16 protein-coding genes are annotated in these 17,282 nt (G+C 70.3%); 4 read left to right on the plus strand and 12 right to left on the minus strand.

Going from position 1 to position 17,282, the window contains the following annotated elements:
• Window positions 1-3: 3 nt before the first annotated feature.
• The 6 genes from hflX to miaA all read right to left on the minus strand — a co-directional run bounded on the left by hflX (window position 4) and on the right by miaA (window position 8,032).
• Window positions 4-1,515: a GTPase HflX gene (hflX, locus tag ACIBI4_RS25375; RefSeq protein ID WP_399206325.1), complete on the minus strand. Its 1,512-nt coding sequence runs from the start codon at window positions 1,513-1,515 to the stop codon at window positions 4-6.
• Between the two features lie 214 nt (window positions 1,516-1,729).
• Complete coding sequence (locus ACIBI4_RS25380; RefSeq protein WP_399206326.1) at window positions 1,730-3,184, minus strand: M1 family metallopeptidase; 1,455 nt, start codon at window positions 3,182-3,184, stop codon at window positions 1,730-1,732.
• A 66-nt stretch (window positions 3,185-3,250) separates the two neighbouring features.
• Entirely contained in the window at window positions 3,251-5,347 is a 2,097-nt protein-coding gene (locus ACIBI4_RS25385) for a RelA/SpoT family protein (RefSeq protein WP_399206327.1), read from the minus strand.
• 163 nt (window positions 5,348-5,510) lie between these two features.
• Window positions 5,511-6,389, minus strand: a complete 879-nt coding sequence (gene dapF, locus ACIBI4_RS25390) for a diaminopimelate epimerase (RefSeq protein ID WP_399206328.1) — start codon at window positions 6,387-6,389, stop codon at window positions 5,511-5,513.
• A 74-nt stretch (window positions 6,390-6,463) separates the two neighbouring features.
• Window positions 6,464-6,976, minus strand: coding sequence for a hypothetical protein (locus ACIBI4_RS25395; protein ID WP_399206391.1), 513 nt, complete (start codon window positions 6,974-6,976; stop codon window positions 6,464-6,466).
• Window positions 6,977-7,081: 105 nt separating this feature from the next.
• The gene (gene miaA, locus ACIBI4_RS25400; RefSeq protein WP_399206329.1) at window positions 7,082-8,032 is read right to left on the minus strand and encodes a tRNA (adenosine(37)-N6)-dimethylallyltransferase MiaA; all 951 of its coding nucleotides are present in this window, start codon (window positions 8,030-8,032) and stop codon (window positions 7,082-7,084) included.
• A 180-nt stretch (window positions 8,033-8,212) separates the two neighbouring features.
• On the opposite strand from miaA, the gene ACIBI4_RS25405 reads away from it, so the two are divergent.
• Window positions 8,213-8,449: a hypothetical protein gene (locus ACIBI4_RS25405; RefSeq protein WP_399206330.1), complete on the plus strand. Its 237-nt coding sequence runs from the start codon at window positions 8,213-8,215 to the stop codon at window positions 8,447-8,449.
• A gap of 67 nt (window positions 8,450-8,516) precedes the next feature.
• A complete protein-coding gene (locus ACIBI4_RS25410) occupies window positions 8,517-8,825 on the plus strand; it encodes an antitoxin (RefSeq protein ID WP_399206331.1) in 309 nt (102 codons plus the stop codon).
• Window positions 8,826-8,959: 134 nt separating this feature from the next.
• On the opposite strand, the gene ACIBI4_RS25415 is transcribed toward ACIBI4_RS25410, so the two are convergent.
• The 6 genes from ACIBI4_RS25415 to ACIBI4_RS25440 all read right to left on the minus strand — a co-directional run bounded on the left by ACIBI4_RS25415 (window position 8,960) and on the right by ACIBI4_RS25440 (window position 14,877).
• The gene (locus tag ACIBI4_RS25415) at window positions 8,960-9,664 is read right to left on the minus strand and encodes a class III extradiol dioxygenase subunit B-like domain-containing protein (RefSeq protein WP_399206332.1); all 705 of its coding nucleotides are present in this window, start codon (window positions 9,662-9,664) and stop codon (window positions 8,960-8,962) included.
• A gap of 120 nt (window positions 9,665-9,784) precedes the next feature.
• Window positions 9,785-11,281: a tRNA (N6-isopentenyl adenosine(37)-C2)-methylthiotransferase MiaB gene (gene miaB / locus ACIBI4_RS25420; protein WP_399206333.1), complete on the minus strand. Its 1,497-nt coding sequence runs from the start codon at window positions 11,279-11,281 to the stop codon at window positions 9,785-9,787.
• A gap of 196 nt (window positions 11,282-11,477) precedes the next feature.
• Complete coding sequence (locus tag ACIBI4_RS25425; RefSeq protein WP_399206334.1) at window positions 11,478-12,389, minus strand: amino acid ABC transporter permease; 912 nt, start codon at window positions 12,387-12,389, stop codon at window positions 11,478-11,480.
• Window positions 12,386-13,054, minus strand: a complete 669-nt coding sequence (locus tag ACIBI4_RS25430) for an amino acid ABC transporter permease (protein WP_399206335.1) — start codon at window positions 13,052-13,054, stop codon at window positions 12,386-12,388. Before ACIBI4_RS25430 ends, ACIBI4_RS25425 begins: the two co-directional genes overlap by 4 nt.
• Window positions 13,055-13,182: 128 nt before the next feature.
• The gene (locus ACIBI4_RS25435; protein ID WP_399206336.1) at window positions 13,183-14,031 is read right to left on the minus strand and encodes a glutamate ABC transporter substrate-binding protein; all 849 of its coding nucleotides are present in this window, start codon (window positions 14,029-14,031) and stop codon (window positions 13,183-13,185) included.
• Between the two features lie 69 nt (window positions 14,032-14,100).
• The gene (locus ACIBI4_RS25440) at window positions 14,101-14,877 is read right to left on the minus strand and encodes an amino acid ABC transporter ATP-binding protein (protein WP_399206337.1); all 777 of its coding nucleotides are present in this window, start codon (window positions 14,875-14,877) and stop codon (window positions 14,101-14,103) included.
• 252 nt (window positions 14,878-15,129) lie between these two features.
• On the opposite strand from ACIBI4_RS25440, the gene ACIBI4_RS25445 reads away from it, so the two are divergent.
• On the plus strand, window positions 15,130-15,819 hold the full coding sequence (locus ACIBI4_RS25445; protein ID WP_399206338.1) for a response regulator transcription factor: 690 nt from the start codon (window positions 15,130-15,132) through the stop codon (window positions 15,817-15,819).
• A 9-nt stretch (window positions 15,820-15,828) separates the two neighbouring features.
• The gene (locus ACIBI4_RS25450) at window positions 15,829-17,232 is read left to right on the plus strand and encodes an ATP-binding protein (protein WP_399206339.1); all 1,404 of its coding nucleotides are present in this window, start codon (window positions 15,829-15,831) and stop codon (window positions 17,230-17,232) included.
• Window positions 17,233-17,282: the final 50 nt, after the last annotated feature.

A 17,282-nucleotide genomic window follows, 5' to 3' on the forward strand; every position in this document is an offset into this window, starting at 1 on the left:
TGATCAGCCCTTGGCCGGCACGAAGGTCGACAGCTCGGCTGCCAGCTCCTCGTGCACCAGCGCCTTGAGCAGCGTGCCCTCCGCGGTGTGCTCCTCGGAGAGGACCTCGCCCTCGGCGTGCGCGCGGGCGACGAGCGCGCCCTGCGTGTACGGCACCAGGGCGTCGATCTCGACCGAGGGCCGCGGCAGCTCGGCGTCGATGAGCGCGAGCAGCTTGTCGATGCCCTCGCCCGTACGGGCCGAGACGGCGAGCGCGTGCCGCTCGGTGCGCAGCAGGCGCTGCAGCACGAGCGGGTCCGCCGCGTCCGCCTTGTTGATCACCACGATCTCCGGTACGTCGGTGGCGCCGACATCCCGGATCACCTCGCGCACGGCGGCCAGCTGCTCCTCCGGCGCCGGGTGCGAACCGTCGACCACGTGCAGGATCAGGTCGGACTCGCCGACCTCCTCCATCGTGGAGCGGAACGCCTCGACGAGGTGGTGCGGCAGATGCCGGACGAAGCCGACCGTGTCGGCGAGGGTGTAGACCCGGCCGCTCGGCGTCTCCGCCTTGCGGACGGTCGGGTCGAGGGTGGCGAACAGCGCGTTCTCCACCAGCACACCCGCGCCGGTGAGGCGGTTGAGCAGCGAGGACTTGCCCGCGTTGGTGTAGCCGGCGATGGCCACCGACGGCACCTTGTTGCGCTTGCGCTCCTGGCGCTTGATGTCGCGGCCCGTCTTCATCTCCGCGATCTCACGGCGCATCTTCGCCATCTTCTCGCGGATCCGTCGCCGGTCCGTCTCGATCTTGGTCTCACCGGGGCCACGGGTGGCCATGCCGCCACCGCCGCCGCCACCCATCTGACGGGAGAGCGACTGACCCCAGCCTCGGAGCCTCGGCAGCATGTACTGCATCTGCGCGAGCGCGACCTGCGCCTTGCCCTCTCGGGACTTGGCGTGCTGGGCGAAGATGTCGAGGATCAGAGCGGTCCGGTCGACCACCTTGACCTTGACGACGTCTTCGAGGTGGATGAGCTGGCCGGGGCTGAGCTCACCGTCGCAGACGACGGTGTCGGCTCCGGTTTCGAGGACGATGTCGCGCAGCTCCAGCGCCTTGCCGGAACCGATATAGGTCGCCGGGTCGGGCTTGTCGCGGCGCTGGAAGACGCCGTCGAGCACCTGGGAACCGGCGGTCTCGGCGAGGGCGGCGAGCTCCGCGAGGGAGTTCTCCGCATCCTGCAGCGTGCCGTCGGTCCAGACGCCCACGAGCACCACTCGCTCCAGGCGGAGCTGGCGGTACTCGACCTCGGTGATGTCCTCGAGCTCGGTGGACAGGCCCGCCACGCGTCGAAGGGAGGCTCGCTCGGAACGGTCGTACTGCTCACCATCCCGCTCCGAGTCGATCTCCTGGCTCCAGGCGACGTCCTCTTCCATCAGGGCTTCGGCCCGAAGTCCTTCGGGGAGGCTCGGCGCGAGGTGGTCGCTTTCGGCGTGCTGCGGGTCCTGCGCGTCCTGGGAAGCGGAAGAGAAGGTCAATTGGATCCTTTACGTCGTGATGGATACGGGTGCCGTTGTCCGGGACCCGCGCTTAGGTCAACGATCGGGGCTGTTCCAGGATTCCCGGGGCCCCGTGCGGTGTCGACGGCATCGATGGTCGCACGGCACGGGACGTCTCGTCATCCGGCTTTTCCCCCACCCCGCCCCTTCCCGGCCGTATCGATGTGCGCATCCGGGCTTCGCTCGGATCGCCTCAAACGCCGGCGGGGCTGGAGGTTGTCCATTCCGGATGGCCCGGCATCGCGGGCGTCCTGGCCCCGTACAGCCATGCCTGGAAGAAGTCGTCCAGATTGCGGCCCGAGACCTGGGCGGCGAGTCGTGTGAAGTCCGCCGTCGTCGCCACCCCGTCCGCGTGCAGCGCCACCCACAGCCGCTCCAGGTGCTCGAAGGAGCTCGCGCCGATCTCCTGGCGCAGCGCGTACAGGACGAGTGCGCTGCCGTCGTACACGACCGGCCGGAACAGGCTGATCTTCTGGCCGGGGGCGGGCTTCTTCGGCGCGGCCGGCGGGCCGCCCTGCGCGCGCCACTGGTCGGACAGCCGGTACGCGTCCCGCATCCGGTCCACCATCGGCTGCTTGGCCTTCTCCTCCGCGTACAGCGCCTCGTACCAGGTGGCGTGTCCCTCGTTGAGCCACAGGTCGGACCAGCCGCGCGGACTGACGCTGTTGCCGAACCACTGGTGGGCCAGCTCATGGACCATGATCGAGTCGACGTACCACTCGGGGAACTCGGGGCGCGTGAACAGCGACCGTTCGAAGAGCGACAGCGTCTGGGTCTCCAGCTCGAAGCCCGTCTCGGCGTCGGCCATCAGGAGCCCGTACGTCTCGAACGGGTAGCGGCCGATCTTCCCCTCCATCCAGGCGATCTGGCCGGGCGTCTTGCGCAGCCAGCGCTCCATCCTGCTCTTGTCCCCGCGCGGCACCACATCGCGTACGGGCAGTCCGTTCGGGCCCTCGCGGCGCACGACCTCCGAGTCCCCGATGGCCACCTGCGCGAGTTCGGTCGCCATGGGGTGCTCGGTGCGGTACGTCCACGTCGTGGCGGCACCGGCCCGCTCGCGCCCGGCCTCCAGGCCGTTGGCGACCGCGGTGTACTCGCGCGGCGCCGTCACCCGGAAGGTGAACTGCGCCTTGTCGGAGGGGTGGTCGTTGCAGGGGAACACCAGGTGCGCGGCGTCCGCCTGGTTCGCCATGACGAGCCCGTCGCCGGTGCGCACCCAGCCGCCCTCGTACCGCTTGTCCGGCGTCGGGTCGCTGGTGTGCCGCACGGTGATCCGCAGCGGGCTCCCGGCGAACAGAGGCTGCCCGGGCGTGACGACCAGGTCCTCGCCCTTGCCCACGAAGTCGGCCTCGGCCCCGTTGACCTCGACCGAACGCACCGTGCCCTGCGCGAAGTCGAGGTTGACCCGGTCCAGGGACTCGGTGGTCAGCGCGTCGATCTTGGTGACGGCGTCGAGCGGCTTCGTGTTGGAGCCTCGGTAGGTGAACGCGATGTCGTACGAGCGGACGTCGTAGCCCGGATTGCCGAGGTGCGGGAAGAGCGGATCGCCGATGCCGAGCGGCACGGCGGGCGAGGGAGCGCTCGCGGCGATCAGGGACAGCGAGGCGGCGGCCAGGAGCGCGGCCTTGAGGCGGGGCGTGAGCAGCATGGATTACCGCTATCAGCGCGACGCCGCCGAACGTGGACGGCACGAGCGCCACCCACCCGAACGAGGCTACGAAGTGGCGGCCGCCCGGTGCTGCGCCCGGCTCACGTCGTACACCCCGGCGACCTTGCGCATGGCCCGCATGAGGCCGGGAAGGCGCGCGGCGTCCGGGAGTTGCAGCGTGTACGTGTGGCGTACGCGGCCTTCGGTCGGGGGCTCGACGGTGGCCGAGACGATGGCCACGCCCTCGATCGCGATGGCTTCCGTGAGGTCGGCCAGGAGATGCGGCCGCCCGAACGACTCGGCGGTGAGCGTGACGCGGCACTGCGCCGAGTCCACCCAGTGCACGCCCACGGGCCCGCGCCCGGAGGCCGCCATCCGCCCGACGGCGGGACAGCCGACCCGGTGCACGGTCACCACATTGCCGCGCACGGCGAAGCCGGTGACGGCGTCGGGTGGCACGGGGGTGCAGCAGCCGGCGAGGCGGACCGCGGCGCCCGGCAGATCCACCACGGCGTTGGCGGCGCTGTGCCGCGCGCCCGCGACGGTGAGCCCGGGCCGCGGCGCGGCGGGCTCGCTGACAGGCTCCTCGGGGTGCGCGGCCAGCCAGCCCTTGATGGCGATCCGGGCCGCGGGGGTGCGCGCGTGGTCCAGCCACTCCGCGTCGGGTCCTGAGCCGGTCTCGCGGGGCGCGAGAAGGATCTGCACCGTGTCACCGTCGCGCAGGACCGTGCTGAGCGCGACAAGCCGGTCGTTGACCCGCGCGCCGATACAGAAGTGCGCGCCTTCGCCGTACTGCGCGTACGCCGCGTCCACGCAGGTCGCACCCGCGGGCAGTCCGAGCGTGCCGCCGGCGGCGCGGTAGACGGTGATCTCGCGGTCCTGGGCGAGCTCTTCGCGCAGCGAGGACCAGAAGGTGTCCGCGTCGGGCGCCGCCTGCTGCCAGTCGAGCAGCCGCGAGAGCCAGCCGGGCCGGGTGGGGTCGGCGCGCTCGCCGTCGGGTCCCGGCTCCTCCGGTGCGGGCTGCGCGTACGGATTGCCGAGGGCGACGACGCCGGCTTCGGCGACCTTGTGCATCTGGTGCGTACGGATGAGGACTTCGGCCACGTCCCCGCCCTCGCGTCCCACGACGGCGGTGTGCAGCGACTGGTACAGGTTGAACTTCGGTACGGCGATGAAGTCCTTGAACTCGGAGACCACCGGCGTGAAGCAGGTGTGCAGCTCGCCGAGCACGCCGTAGCAGTCCGCGTCCTCGTTCACGAGCACGAGGAGACGTCCGAAGTCGGCGCCGCGCAGCTCGCCGCGCTTCATCCGCACGCGGTGCACGGACACGAAGTGCCGTGGCCTGATCAGGACTTCGGCCTCGATGTCGGCCTCGCGCAGCACCTCGCGCACATCGTCGGCGATGACGGCGAGGGGGTCGGAGGCGCGCTCGTTCTCGGCGATCAGGGCCTTGGTGCGCGTGTACTCCTCGGGGTGCAGGATCGCGAAAACCAGGTCCTCCAGCTCGGTCTTCAGCGCCTGCACACCCAGCCGCTCCGCGAGCGGAATCAGCACATCGCGGGTCACCTTGGCGATCCGCGCCTGTTTCTCGGGGCGCATCACACCGAGAGTGCGCATGTTGTGCAGGCGGTCGGCGAGCTTGATGGACATCACCCGGACGTCGTTGCCGGTGGCGACGAGCATCTTGCGGAAGGTCTCGGGCTCGGCGGCGGCCCCGTAATCGATCTTCTCCACCTTGGTGACGCCGTCGACGAGATAGCAGACCTCGTCGCCGAACCCGTCCCGCACCTGGTCGAGGGTCACGTCGGTGTCCTCGACGGTGTCGTGCAGCAGCGAGGCCACCAACGTGGTGGTCTCCGCGCCGAGTTGGGCGAGGATCAGGGTCACGGCGAGCGGATGCGTGATGTACGGCTCGCCGCTCTTGCGCATCTGCCCGCGGTGCGAGGACTCGGCGAGCACATAGGCGCGGCGCAGCGCGTCGATCTCCGCGTCGGGGTGGTGGGCGCGATGGGCCTCGACGACATGGCCGATGGCGTCGGGCATCCGGTCGCGGGAGGCGGAGCCGAGGAGCGCGGCGCGCCCGAGGCGGCGCAGATCGAGCCGGGACCGGCCGCGCCTGCGGGGCGCGCCGGGACTTGCGGGGCCTGTCGCCTCTGCACTCATGCTGGGCACCTCCGGCTGCGTCGACCGGCACCCTCGGGATCAGGACGGCGTATCTCCGGTGTGAGTACGCCCTCCGGGCCGGTGCTTGATGCTACCGACCTCATCACGCGCTGCTCACCAGCTCTCGCCGAGCGTGAAACGGATCACCCATTCGAGCGAAGGTTCAGGCGTCAAGGGTTTCGAACCATTCGGAACTGATCTCGCCCTCGGCGACGATCATGGCCGGACCGGTCATCTCGATCTCCCCGTCGGCCCGCTCGGTGATCACGAGCCGGCCGCCGGGCACATCGACCGTGTACGTGACGGGGGACCCGGTCACCGCCGGGTCGAGGCCGTCGCGGCGGGCCGTGGCGACGGCCACCGCGCACGCCCCCGTACCGCAGGAGCGGGTCTCGCCGACGCCGCGCTCGTGCACGCGCATCGCGACGTGGCGCTCGCCGCGGTCGACGACGAACTCGACGTTCACCCCGTCCGGGTAGACCGACGCGGGCGATGTGGCGGGGGCGGTGAACAGGTCGCCGGCCTGGTCGAGGTCCTCGACGTACGCGATGGCGTGCGGGTTGCCCATGTTCACGTTGCGCGCGGGCCACTGGTGCGCGCCGACGGTGACGGTCGCCTGCTCCTCGGGCAGGACGGCCTTGCCCATGCCGACCGTGATGGCCACCTCCTCGCCGTCGGCGGACTTCGCGATGTGCACGCGCTTGACGCCGCCTCGCGTGGCGATGGCGAGGTCGCCCGCCTCGACGTGTCCGGTGCGCTGCAGGTAGTGGGCGAAGACGCGGACGCCGTTGCCGCACATCTCGGCGACCGAGCCGTCGCCGTTGCGGTAGTCCATGAACCACTCGGCCTCGCCCGCCAGGTGCGCGGCCTCGGGGTGGGCGGCCGAGCGCACCACATGCAGCAGGCCGTCACCGCCGATCCCGGCCCGCCGGTCGCAGAGCGCGGCGACCGCGCTGGGGCTCAGGGCGACGGCATTGTCCGGATCGGGCACGATCACGAAGTCGTTCTGCGTGCCGTGACCCTTGAGGAAGGCGATGCTCATCCCTCGATCGTACGGGGTGCGCGCACCGTTCCCGCGGGCGCGGGTCGTGCACGGGGCCTCTTGAGGCAGCCGCCTCAGCGCAGGCGGGCGACCCGCCACACGGCCAGGACCGCGAGGACTCCGACGACGGCGGTGTACGCCAGCACGACCCGCCAGTCCGGACGCCGGCCGGAGCCGCGGGCCGGTAGCCCGGGCCAGGTGTGCCCCACGCGCCGCGCGGCCATCACACCCCAGCCGGCCGCACAGCAGCTGATCAGCAGGCCGAGCATGGCGACGACGGCCCCGCCGTCACCGAACTCGAAGGCGAGCGGGAAGGCGAACATCAGCGAGCCGAGCGTCGCCAGACCCACGATCGGGGCGATCTGCCAGATCCGGAGCTTGCGCTGCGGCCGCAGTTCGACCTCTACCTCGGAGCCCGCCAGCGCGGCGGCCTCCTCCTCGGGATCGGGTCCGTCGGACACGACGCCGCCGTCCGTCAGCTCGTGGTCCGCGAGCGCGTCGGAACCGGGTCCGGGCAGCGCCTCAGGACCATCGGAGCTCAGCTTTCCCTGCTCCTCATGTGCGGTGTCGCGAGGGCCGGCCTCCATTGCCACACGCCCTCCCAACTGGACTCCACGGTCGATCGAAGCTCGATGATGGCACGGGCGGTCAGGCCCCGATGACCGCCGGAGCGTCCCGATGCCATCACGTGATCAGGCTGTAACCGCTCGTTCGACCAACGCCATTGCACGGGCCGGGAGTTCCCCCCGGTCGGCGGCCGCCCCACTGAGCCAGTGCACCCGCGGGTCACGCCGGAACCACGAGTCCTGGCGGCGCGCGAAGCGTTTGGTGGCGCGCACGGTCTCGGCGCGCGCCTCCTCCTCGGTGCACTCCCCCGCGAACGCGGCGAGGACCTGCTGGTAGCCGAGCGCCCGCGAGGCCGTACGGCCCTCGCGCAGCCCTTGCCCCTCCAGCGCCCGCACCTCGTCGACGAGACCGGCCTCCCACATCCGGTCGACGCGCACCGCGATCCGCTCGTCGAGCTCGGGGCGGGCGACGTCCACGCCGATCTGGACGGTGTCGTAGACCGAGTCGTGGCCGGGCAGGTTCGCCGTGAAGGGCTGCCCCGTGATCTCGATGACCTCCAGGGCGCGCACGATGCGCCGGCCGTTGCTCGGCAGGATCGCCCTGGCCGCGTCGGGGTCGGCGGCGGCGAGCCGTGCGTGCAGGGCGCCGGAGCCGCGCAGGGCGAGCTCCTCCTCCAGGCGGGCGCGCACCACCGGGTCCGTACCCGGGAATTCGAGCTGGTCGACGGCGCCGCGCACGTACAGGCCCGAGCCGCCGACGAGGACCGGCCAGCGGCCCGCGGCGAGCAGCCGGTCGATCTCGGCGCGGGCCAGCTTCTGGTACTCGGCGACGCTGGCCGCCTCGGTCACGTCCCAGATGTCGAGGAGGTGGTGCGGGATGCCCGCGCGCTCGTCGAGCGTCAGCTTGGCGGTGCCGATGTCCATCCCGCGGTACAGCTGCATGGAGTCCGCGTTGACGACTTCACCGCCGAGTTCACGCGCGAGGAAGACGCCGAGATCCGACTTGCCGGCGGCGGTCGGGCCGACGACGGCGATGACACGGGGCCCTGGGGCGGGCGTGGCTGCTGCGGTACTCACCGGACCAGTCTCGCAGGCGCCCGGCAAGTCCTCGAACGAGCTACGTGACGCCACACGTTCGCCTTCGTTGCCTGTTGCGAGGTTTCGGCCGCCGGTTTCGAGGACCGGAACCCCGGGAGTCGCAAGGAGACGCTCCGGGTGGGGCGGGATTTCGCTCGCACGAGTACTTTTGGAGTAGAAATGGGCGTTTTTGCACGGTTCCGTCGTAAGGCGAAGGAGACCGAGGCCGCGTCAACGGCCGAGGGATCCACGGCCACTCTGACGGCCGAGCCCGAGGCCGAGGCCACCGCCGAGGTCGCGGCGGAACCGGCCGAGGAGAAGGCCGAGGAGGCCACCGCCGAGTCGGTGGAGATCCCGAAGCAGCAGTCGGCCGACCAGGCGGCGGACAACGAGGCCGGTGACGGCGCCCGCAAGTAGCCGACCGCGCACGCGCAGGTCCCCGTGACCGGCAGCGGCCGCGGCGGTCCGACGAAGAAGGTGCGCCATGGGCCTCCTTGACACACTGAAGGCCAGGCTCGCCCCGGCGAAGGGCAAGGTCGGCGACCTCGCCAAGGAGCACGGGGACAAGATCGAGCACGGCCTCGACAAGGCCGCGAAGACCGTGGACGAGAAGACCAAGGGCAAGTACAGCGACAAGATCCGTACCGGCACCGGCAAGGCGAAGGACGCCCTCGACCGGCTGGCCGCGGGATCGGACTCGGGCCCGTCGTCCTCTCCCGGCCAGGGGCCCGGTTCACCGGGTCAGGGCACGCCTCCGGCTGCCGGCGGAACGCCGACGCCGCCGGCCTCCTGACGAGGCAGCCGCCTGGCCGGACTTCCTGCGACGGGCGCGGGCCGCACGCATGACGACGGCCGCGGGGCACCTGCCCCGCGGCCGTCTCTCGTCCTCGCCTGCAGAGCGGCGGAATCCTTCCGGGGGCGGCGGCACTAGCTCCAGGCCGCGACCAGGTACCCCACGCCGTACGGGGCGTCCTCGTACAGCAGTTGCCCCCCGAGCCCGGCCCCCTCCGCCGCACCCGCGAGCACCTGCCAGGGAGCGCGGCCCGCCGCCTTCAGTTCGTACGCGAGCTCCGCGTCGATCGCCTTCAGGGCCGCGACATCGGCCGCACCGAGCGCGCGGGCGGCCTCCGCGTCGAAGCCCTCGGCGCGCTCGTCGAGGTAGCCGGGTGCCTTGAGCGTCCGGCACGCGCTGCCGTCACCCATCACAAGGAGCGCCACGCGTTCGGCCTGCCCGGCGAGTGCGGCGCCGGCCTCGAAGCAGCGCTCGGGCGCGAGCGGCTCCCCGACCCCGAGCCCCTCGACGGGTCCGGCCCACTGCGCCCGCTCCAGCAGCCAGGCGGCGACGGCGAGGGAGGGAGGCAGCACGCCGTCCGTCGCCTCCCCGGCCCCGAGTCGTACGGAGAGATCCACACCGAAGCCTTCGAAGGTGCCGACGGATCCCTGCGCGTGCGGACCCCGCCCGCTCTGCTCGGCGGGCCCGACGACGATCAGCCGGTCCGGCCGCGCGGCGGCCAGCACACCGAGCGCGTCCGCGCAGGCGGCACGCGCCCCATCGAGCTCATGCGCCGCCCCGGCGGCCACGGCGGGCACGAGCAGGGGCGGACAGGGACAGACGGCTGCGGCTACGAGCATGATCGGCAGGGTACCCAACAGTCCGAGTGACGTTGAGGCGGATCCGCACGAAGCCGGGCTGCCGGCGTCCGGCGTGACCCGGATCCGTACGAAGCCTCGATACGAGGTGTCCGCGGAACCTCAGTCGCAGCCGCAGCCCGACCCGGCGGGAACGGTCGACGGAGCCGGAGCGCCGATGCCCGGCAGACCGAGCATCACGCCGGCCGGAGCAGCCGCGGGCGCCGCGTTGCGCTTCTCCCACGCGTCCCCGGCCCGCGTCCGCCGTACCGAGAGCACCGGGCCTTCGGCCAGCAGGTGGTGCGGCGCCGCGTACGTGATCTCGACGGTCACCACGTCACCGGGCCGTACGGCCTCCTCCGGCTTCGTGAAGTGCACAAGGCGGTTGTCGGGCGCGCGCCCGGAGAGCCGGTGCGTGGAGTCGTCCTTGCGCCCCTCGCCCTCGGCGACCATCAGCTCGAGCGTCCGCCCGACCTGCTTCTTGTTCTCGTCCCACGAGATCTCCTCCTGGAGCGCGACGAGACGCTCGTAGCGCGCCTGCACGACCTCCTTCGGGATCTGCCCGTCCATCTCGGCGGCGGGGGTCCCGGGACGCTTCGAGTACTGGAACGTGAACGCGTTCGTGAAGCGCGCCTCGCGCACCACGTGCATCGTCTGCTCGAAGTCCTCCTCGGTCTCGCCGGGGAAGCCCACGATGATGTCGGTCGAGATCGCGGCGTACGGCATGGCGGCCCGCACCTTCTCGATGATCCCGAGGAAACGCTCCTGCCGGTACGAGCGGCGCATCGCCCGCAGCACGGTGTCGGAACCGGACTGCAGGGGCATGTGCAGCTGCGGCATCACGTTCGGCGTCTCGGCCATCGCGGCGATCACGTCGTCGGTGAAGTCCTTCGGGTGCGGCGAGGTGAAGCGCACGCGCTCCAGGCCCTCGATCCCGCCGCAGGCGCGCAGAAGCTTGCTGAAGGCTTCGCGGTCGCCGAGGTCGCTGCCGTAGGCGTTGACGTTCTGGCCGAGCAGGGTGATCTCCGAGACGCCCTCGGCGACCAGGGCCTCGACCTCGGCGAGGATGTCGCCGGGCCTGCGGTCCTCCTCCTTGCCGCGCAGGGCCGGGACGATGCAGAAGGTGCAGGTGTTGTTGCAGCCCACGGAGATCGACACCCACGCCGCGTACGCGCTCTCGCGACGCGTCGGCAGCGTCGACGGGAAGGCCTCCAGGGACTCGGCGATCTCGACCTGCGCCTCTTCCTGGAGGCGGGCGCGCTCCAGGAGGACCGGGAGCTTGCCGATGTTGTGCGTGCCGAACACGACGTCGACCCACGGGGCCTTCTTGACGATGGTGTCGCGGTCCTTCTGCGCGAGGCAGCCGCCGACGGCGATCTGCATGCCCGGGCGCGTGGTCTTGCGCGGGGCGAGCCGGCCGAGGTTGCCGTACAGCTTGTTGTCGGCGTTCTCGCGCACCGCGCAGGTGTTGAAGACGACCACGTCGGCGTCGCCGTCGGCGCCCTCGGGCGCGCGGACGTAGCCGGCGTCCTCCAGGAGCCCGGAGAGCCGCTCGCTGTCATGGACATTCATCTGACAGCCGTAGGTCATTACTTCGTACGTGCGCGGGGTGGCCGACATGCGAGAGATCAGTCCAAACGAAGGTCTACGGGAGGTCCGGGGCTATCGGCCACCCGCTCGGACGGACGGCCGGTCATCCAGTTTACGAGGCGTGGGGGGCGTCCTGCTGCCAGCCGTGCGGACCCGTGCGGGCATACGCGGAGGGCAGCGGTGTCGTCACCGCTGCCCTCCCAAATCCACTCTGCGTCACCCTCGGCTACGTTGCCCGGCCGTCGTCCGGGACCAGAGGCGTCGGCGCTCCTGCCAGGCCCTCGCCGGCGTCACCGGCCCCGAGCACCACACCCGTGCTCTTCTTGCCCCGCCGCAGCCGCTTTTCCAGCCAGGAGGCGAACGACGTCAGGAGGAAGTTGAGCACGATGAAGATCACCGCGACGACGATGAAGCTGGGGATCACGTTGCTGTAGTACGAGGCCAGCGTCTTGCGCGAGTTGAGGAGCTCGGTGAAGCTCAGCATCGCGCCGCCGAGCGCGGTGTCCTTCACGACCACCACGAGCTGGCTGACGATCGCCGGCAGCATCGCGGTCACGGCCTGCGGCAGCAGGACCGTCCGCATCGTCTGGCTCTTGCGCAGACCGATCGCCTTGGCCGCCTCGGTCTGGCCCTTGGGCAGGGCCAGGATGCCCGCCCGCACGATCTCCGCGAGGACGGACGCGTTGTACAGCACCAGACCGGTGACCACCGCGTACATCGGGCGGTCCTCGTTGCTGATGGTCAGCGACCAGTACTGCGAGTAGTACACATTGGCGAAGACCATCAGGATCAGGACCGGAATGGCGCGGAAGAACTCCACGACGACCGTGGCCGGGGCGCGGACCCAGGCGTGGTCGGACAGCCGGGCGATCCCGAGCACCGCTCCGAGCGGCAGCGCGATGACCATCGAGAGGGCGGCGGCCTTGAGCGTGTTGGCCAGGCCGGGCAGCAGGTACGTGGTCCAGGCCTCACCCTTGACGAAGGGCTCCCACTTGGCCCATTCGAGCTGGCCCTCCTCACCGAGGGTGCTGATCGCCCACCACGTACCGAGCGCTATCGCGGCCAGGAAGACGACCGAGAAGATCAGATTGCGCCGCTTGGCCCGGGGGCCGGGAATGTCGTACAGAACGGAACTCATCGCTTCACCGCCACGCGCTTGCCGATCCAGCCGAGGAAGAGCCCCGTCGGCAGGGTGAGAATCACGAACCCGAGCGCGAAGATCGCCGTGGTGATCAGCAACTGCGCCTCGGTCTCGATGATTTCCTTCATCAGGAGTGCCGCCTCGGTGACACCGATGACGGAAGCGACTGTCGTGTTCTTCGTCAGCGCGATCAGCACGTTGGTGAGCGGACCCACCACTGCACGGAACGCCTGGGGAAGCACCACGAGGCTCAGGACCTGAGTGAAGTTGAGGCCGATGGCCCGGGCCGCCTCCGCCTGACCGACCGGCACCGTGTTGATGCCCGAGCGGATCGCCTCGCAGACGAACGCGGCGGTGTACGCGGCGAGTCCGAGCGCCGAGAGCCGGAAGGCCTGGGTCGGGAAGTCGTCGGCCGCGCCCATCGTCATGCCGAAGATGTCGGCGAGACCCAGCGACGTGAAGACGATGATGACGGTGAGCGGAATGTTCCGCACCACGTTCACGTACAGGGTTCCGAACCCGCGCATCAGCGGCACGGGGCTGACCCGCATGGCGGCCAGAATGGTGCCCCAGACCAGGGCACCGATTCCGGAGAGCACGGTCAGCTGCACCGTCGTCCAGAACGCCCCGAGCAGGTCGTAGCCTTCAAGAAAGTCGAACACGATCTCCCGCGCTTCCGCGTGTCGTTGGTGAGGTGCGCCGCCCGGAGACCGGGCGGCGCACCGTCAGTTCAACGCGGCCGGCGGGCCGGCCAGGAGCCGGGCGCACCGCAAGGGCCGCTGGTCAAGGGTTACTTGACGATGTTGCCGATCTTCGGCGCCGGCTCGTTCTTGTAGTTGGCCGGGCCGAAGTTCTTCTTCACGGCCTCGTCCCAGGCACCGTCGGCGACCATCTTCTCGAGCGCCTTGTTGATCTTGTCCTTCAGCTCGGTGTTGCCTTCCTTGACACCGATGCCGTAGTTCTCGTTGCTCAGCTTGAGGCCGGCGAGCTTGAACTTGCCCTTGTTCGCGGGCTGCGAGGCGTAGCCGGCGAGGATCGAGTCGTCGGTGGTCAGGGCGTCGATGCTGCCGGACGCCAGGCCCTCGATGCACTCGGAGTAGGTGCTGAGCTCCTTGAGGTTCGCCTTCGGCGCGATCGTCTTCTTGACGTTCTGCGCGGAGGTCGAGCCGGTCACCGAGCAGAGGTTCTTGCCGTTGAGGTCGGTGCCCTTGGCGATGTCCGAGTCGGCGGCGACCAGCAGGTCCTGGTGGGCCAGCAGGTACGGGCCCGCGAAGTCGACCAGCTTCTCGCGCTCGTCGTTGATCGAGTACGAAGCGGCGATGAACTCCACGTCCCCGCGGCTCAGCGCCTGCTCACGGTCGGCACTGGGCGTCTCGACGAACTCGATGTTCTTCTCGTCGTAGCCAAGCTCCTTGGCGACGAACGTGGCAACGTCGACGTCGAAGCCCGCGAACCCGTCCGGCGTCTTCTGGCCGATGCCCGGCTGGTCGTACTTGATGCCGATCTTGATGCTGTCCTTGCCGCCGCCGTCGGTGCCACCCGAGCCGCTGTCCTTCTTGCCGCCGTCACCACAGGCGGAAACGGTGAGCGCGAGGGTCAGGACGGAAGCGGCGGCGAGGCCGGCCTTACGGAACTTCATGGTGAACATCCTTTGCTTTTCGGTGAGTTGCAGCAGCTCAATGATGCGCAAGCCAGATGACGCGCGGGCTCAGTGGTGCAGGATCTTCGACAGGAAGTCCTTGGCGCGGTCGCTCTTGGGCGCCGTGAAGAACTTCTCCGGCGTCGCGCGCTCGACGATCTGCCCGTCCGCCATGAAGACGACACGATTCGCCGCCGAGCGGGCGAAGCCCATCTCATGGGTAACGACGACCATGGTCATACCGTCGCGCGCGAGCTGCTGCATGACCTCGAGCACCTCGTTGATCATCTCCGGGTCGAGCGCGGAGGTCGGCTCGTCGAAGAGCATGACCTTCGGCTCCATGGCCAGAGCGCGGGCGATCGCCACACGCTGCTGCTGGCCACCGGAGAGCTGAGCGGGGTACTTGTCGGCCTGGGTGCCGACGCCGACCCGGTCGAGGAGCTCTCGGGCCTTGGTCTCGGCCTCGGCCTTGCTCTTCTTGCGGACCTTGATCTGGCCCAGCGTGACGTTCTCCAGCACTGTCTTGTGCGCGAAGAGGTTGAAGGACTGGAAGACCATGCCCACGTCGGCGCGGAGCTTGGCCAGCTCACGCCCTTCCGCGGGCAGCGGCTTGCCGTCGAGCGTGATGCTCCCGGAATCGATGCCCTCCAGGCGGTTGATCGCCCGGCACAGCGTCGACTTGCCCGAGCCCGAGGGCCCGATCACGACCACGACCTCGCCGCGGACGATGGTCAGGTCGATGTCCTGGAGCACATGCAACGCGCCGAAGTGCTTGTTGACGTTCTTCAGCACGACCAGTTCGTCCGCCGCCGGTGCGGCGTCCTTGGTCACCGATACTTCGGCCATGGGGGTTCTTGCTCCGTCCTCATCGGTTGGGAGGACAGTAGTAACCCCACCTAACCAGCGTCATTACATCTGAGGGGAAATTGAGCATAACGATCCGGCCGCAACCGGACACACTGCGTGAAGGGGACGCCCGTCGCGCGTACCGGCTGGATAACGGAACCCGTATGTAACAGGACCGGCCTTGACGCCGTCACGCTGTATCAGCGTGACTGCCCTAGTGCATAAGGACCGGGTGAACGGAGGGGGGACGCAATGAGACTGCTGCTCGTCGAGGACGACGACCACGTGGCGGCCGCGCTGTCCGCCGTTCTCGCCCGGCACGGCTTCGACGTGGTGCACGCCCGCAACGGCGAGGAGGCGCTGCGCGCCCTTCTCCCCACGGACAAGCCGCCCTTCGGTGTCGTCCTGCTCGATCTCGGCCTGCCCGACCAGGACGGCTACGAGGTCTGCGGCAAGATCCGCAAGCGCAGCACGACCCCGGTGATCATGGTGACGGCACGCGCCGACATCCGCAGCCGGATCCACGGTCTGAACCTCGGCGCCGACGACTACGTCGTGAAGCCGTACGACACCGGCGAGCTGCTGGCCCGTATCCACGCGGTGAGCCGGCGGACGAACCAGGACGACTCCACCGGGCCGGTCGAGACGGGCATCACGCTCGGCGACGTGCACGTCGAGCTGCCGACCCGCCAGGTCACCGTTTCGGGTGAGGCAGTGCAGTTGACGCGCAAGGAGTTCGACCTTCTCGCGCTGCTCGCCCAGCGCCCCGGCGTGGTCTTCCGTCGCGAGCAGATCATCAGCGAGGTCTGGCAGACCAGCTGGGAAGGCACGGGCCGTACCCTGGAGGTCCATGTGGCCTCGCTGCGCTCGAAGCTGCGGATGCCCGCGCTGATCGAGACGGTGCGCGGGGTCGGCTACCGGCTCGTCACCCCTGCCGCATAGGACCCCTTCGTGCGTACGCGTCTGCTGCCGCTGCTCATCGTGCTCATGGCGGCGATCCTGCTGGCCCTCGGCTTCCCGCTCGCGGTGAGCCTGGCCGCGGCGCAGCAGCAGCGCGTGGTCGTGGACCGGATCGAGGACGCGACCCGTTTCGCCGGACTCGCCCAGTTCGTCACGGAGAAGTCCCATCCGACGACCGAGGAGGGCGAGCGCCTCAAGACCCTCCGCCGGGACCTGGAGCGCTACTACAAGGTCTACGGGATCCGGGCCGGAGTGTTCCACCGCGAGGGCGAGGTGATGGCGCGCTCGCACGCCTGGGACGTTCCGCTCGACGGCGAGGGCCGCGAGGCCTTCGACGACGCGCTCTACAGCCACAGCAACCAGGATCCGCAGCAGATCTGGCCCTGGCAGCAGCGCCGGCTGTTCGTGGCGGCACCGGTCGTACGGGACGGCGATGTGATCGCGGTCGTCCTCACCGACTCCCCCACCGGCAAGATGCGGTCGGAGATCCTGCGCGGCTGGGTGCTGATCGCGGCCGGTGAGACGGCGGCCATGTTCCTGGCGATCGGGGCGGCGCTGCGCCTGACGGGCTGGGTGCTGCGTCCCGTACGCGATCTGGACGCGACGACGCACGACATCGCCACGGGGCGGCTGAAGTCGCGGGTCGCGGTGGCCGGCGGGCCGCCCGAGCTGCGGCGGCTCGCGCACTCGTTCAACGAGATGGCGGACAACGTCGAGGACGTCCTGGAGCAGCAGCGCGCCTTCGTCGCGGACGCCTCGCACCAGCTGCGCAATCCGCTCGCCGCGCTGCTCCTGCGGATCGAGCTGCTCGCGCTCGAACTGCCCGAGGGCAACGAGGAGATCGCCTCCGTCCGCACGGAGGGCAAGCGGCTCGCGCAGGTCCTCGACGACTTGCTCGACCTGGCGCTCGCGGAGCACGCGGGGGTGGAGCCGGAGCTGACGGACGTCGGCGAGCTGGTCGCCGAGCGGGTCGCGGCCTGGGGCGCGCTCGCCGAGGACCGGGGGGTCGTGCTGCGCTCGGAGGGGCTGCGCGCGGCGACGGCCTGGGCGGACCCGGTCACGCTGTCCAGCGCGCTGGACGCGGTCGTCGACAACGCCCTGAAGTTCACGCCGTCCGGCGAGCAGGTCACGGTGGCGGTCGCGGCCAACGGCTCGACGGTCACGGTCGAGATCGCGGACGGCGGCCCCGGGCTCACCCCGGAGGAACTGACCCGGGTCGGCGACCGCTTCTGGCGCAGCAACCGCCATCAGAACGTCAAGGGTTCGGGCCTCGGCCTGTCCATCACCCGGGCCCTGCTCACGTCCTGCGGCGGCTCGATCGCATACGCCCAGAACGTGCCGCACGGCTTGAAGGTGACCGTGACGGTGCCTCGCGTGGGGCCGGACGGGGTGTGAGGGACGTGAGGGACGTGAGGGACGTGAGGGCGGGCGGCGTTTCGGTGGCC

Source organism: Streptomyces sp. NPDC050418 (assembly GCF_044458745.1).
Classification (GTDB): Bacteria; Actinomycetota; Actinomycetes; order Streptomycetales; family Streptomycetaceae; genus Streptomyces.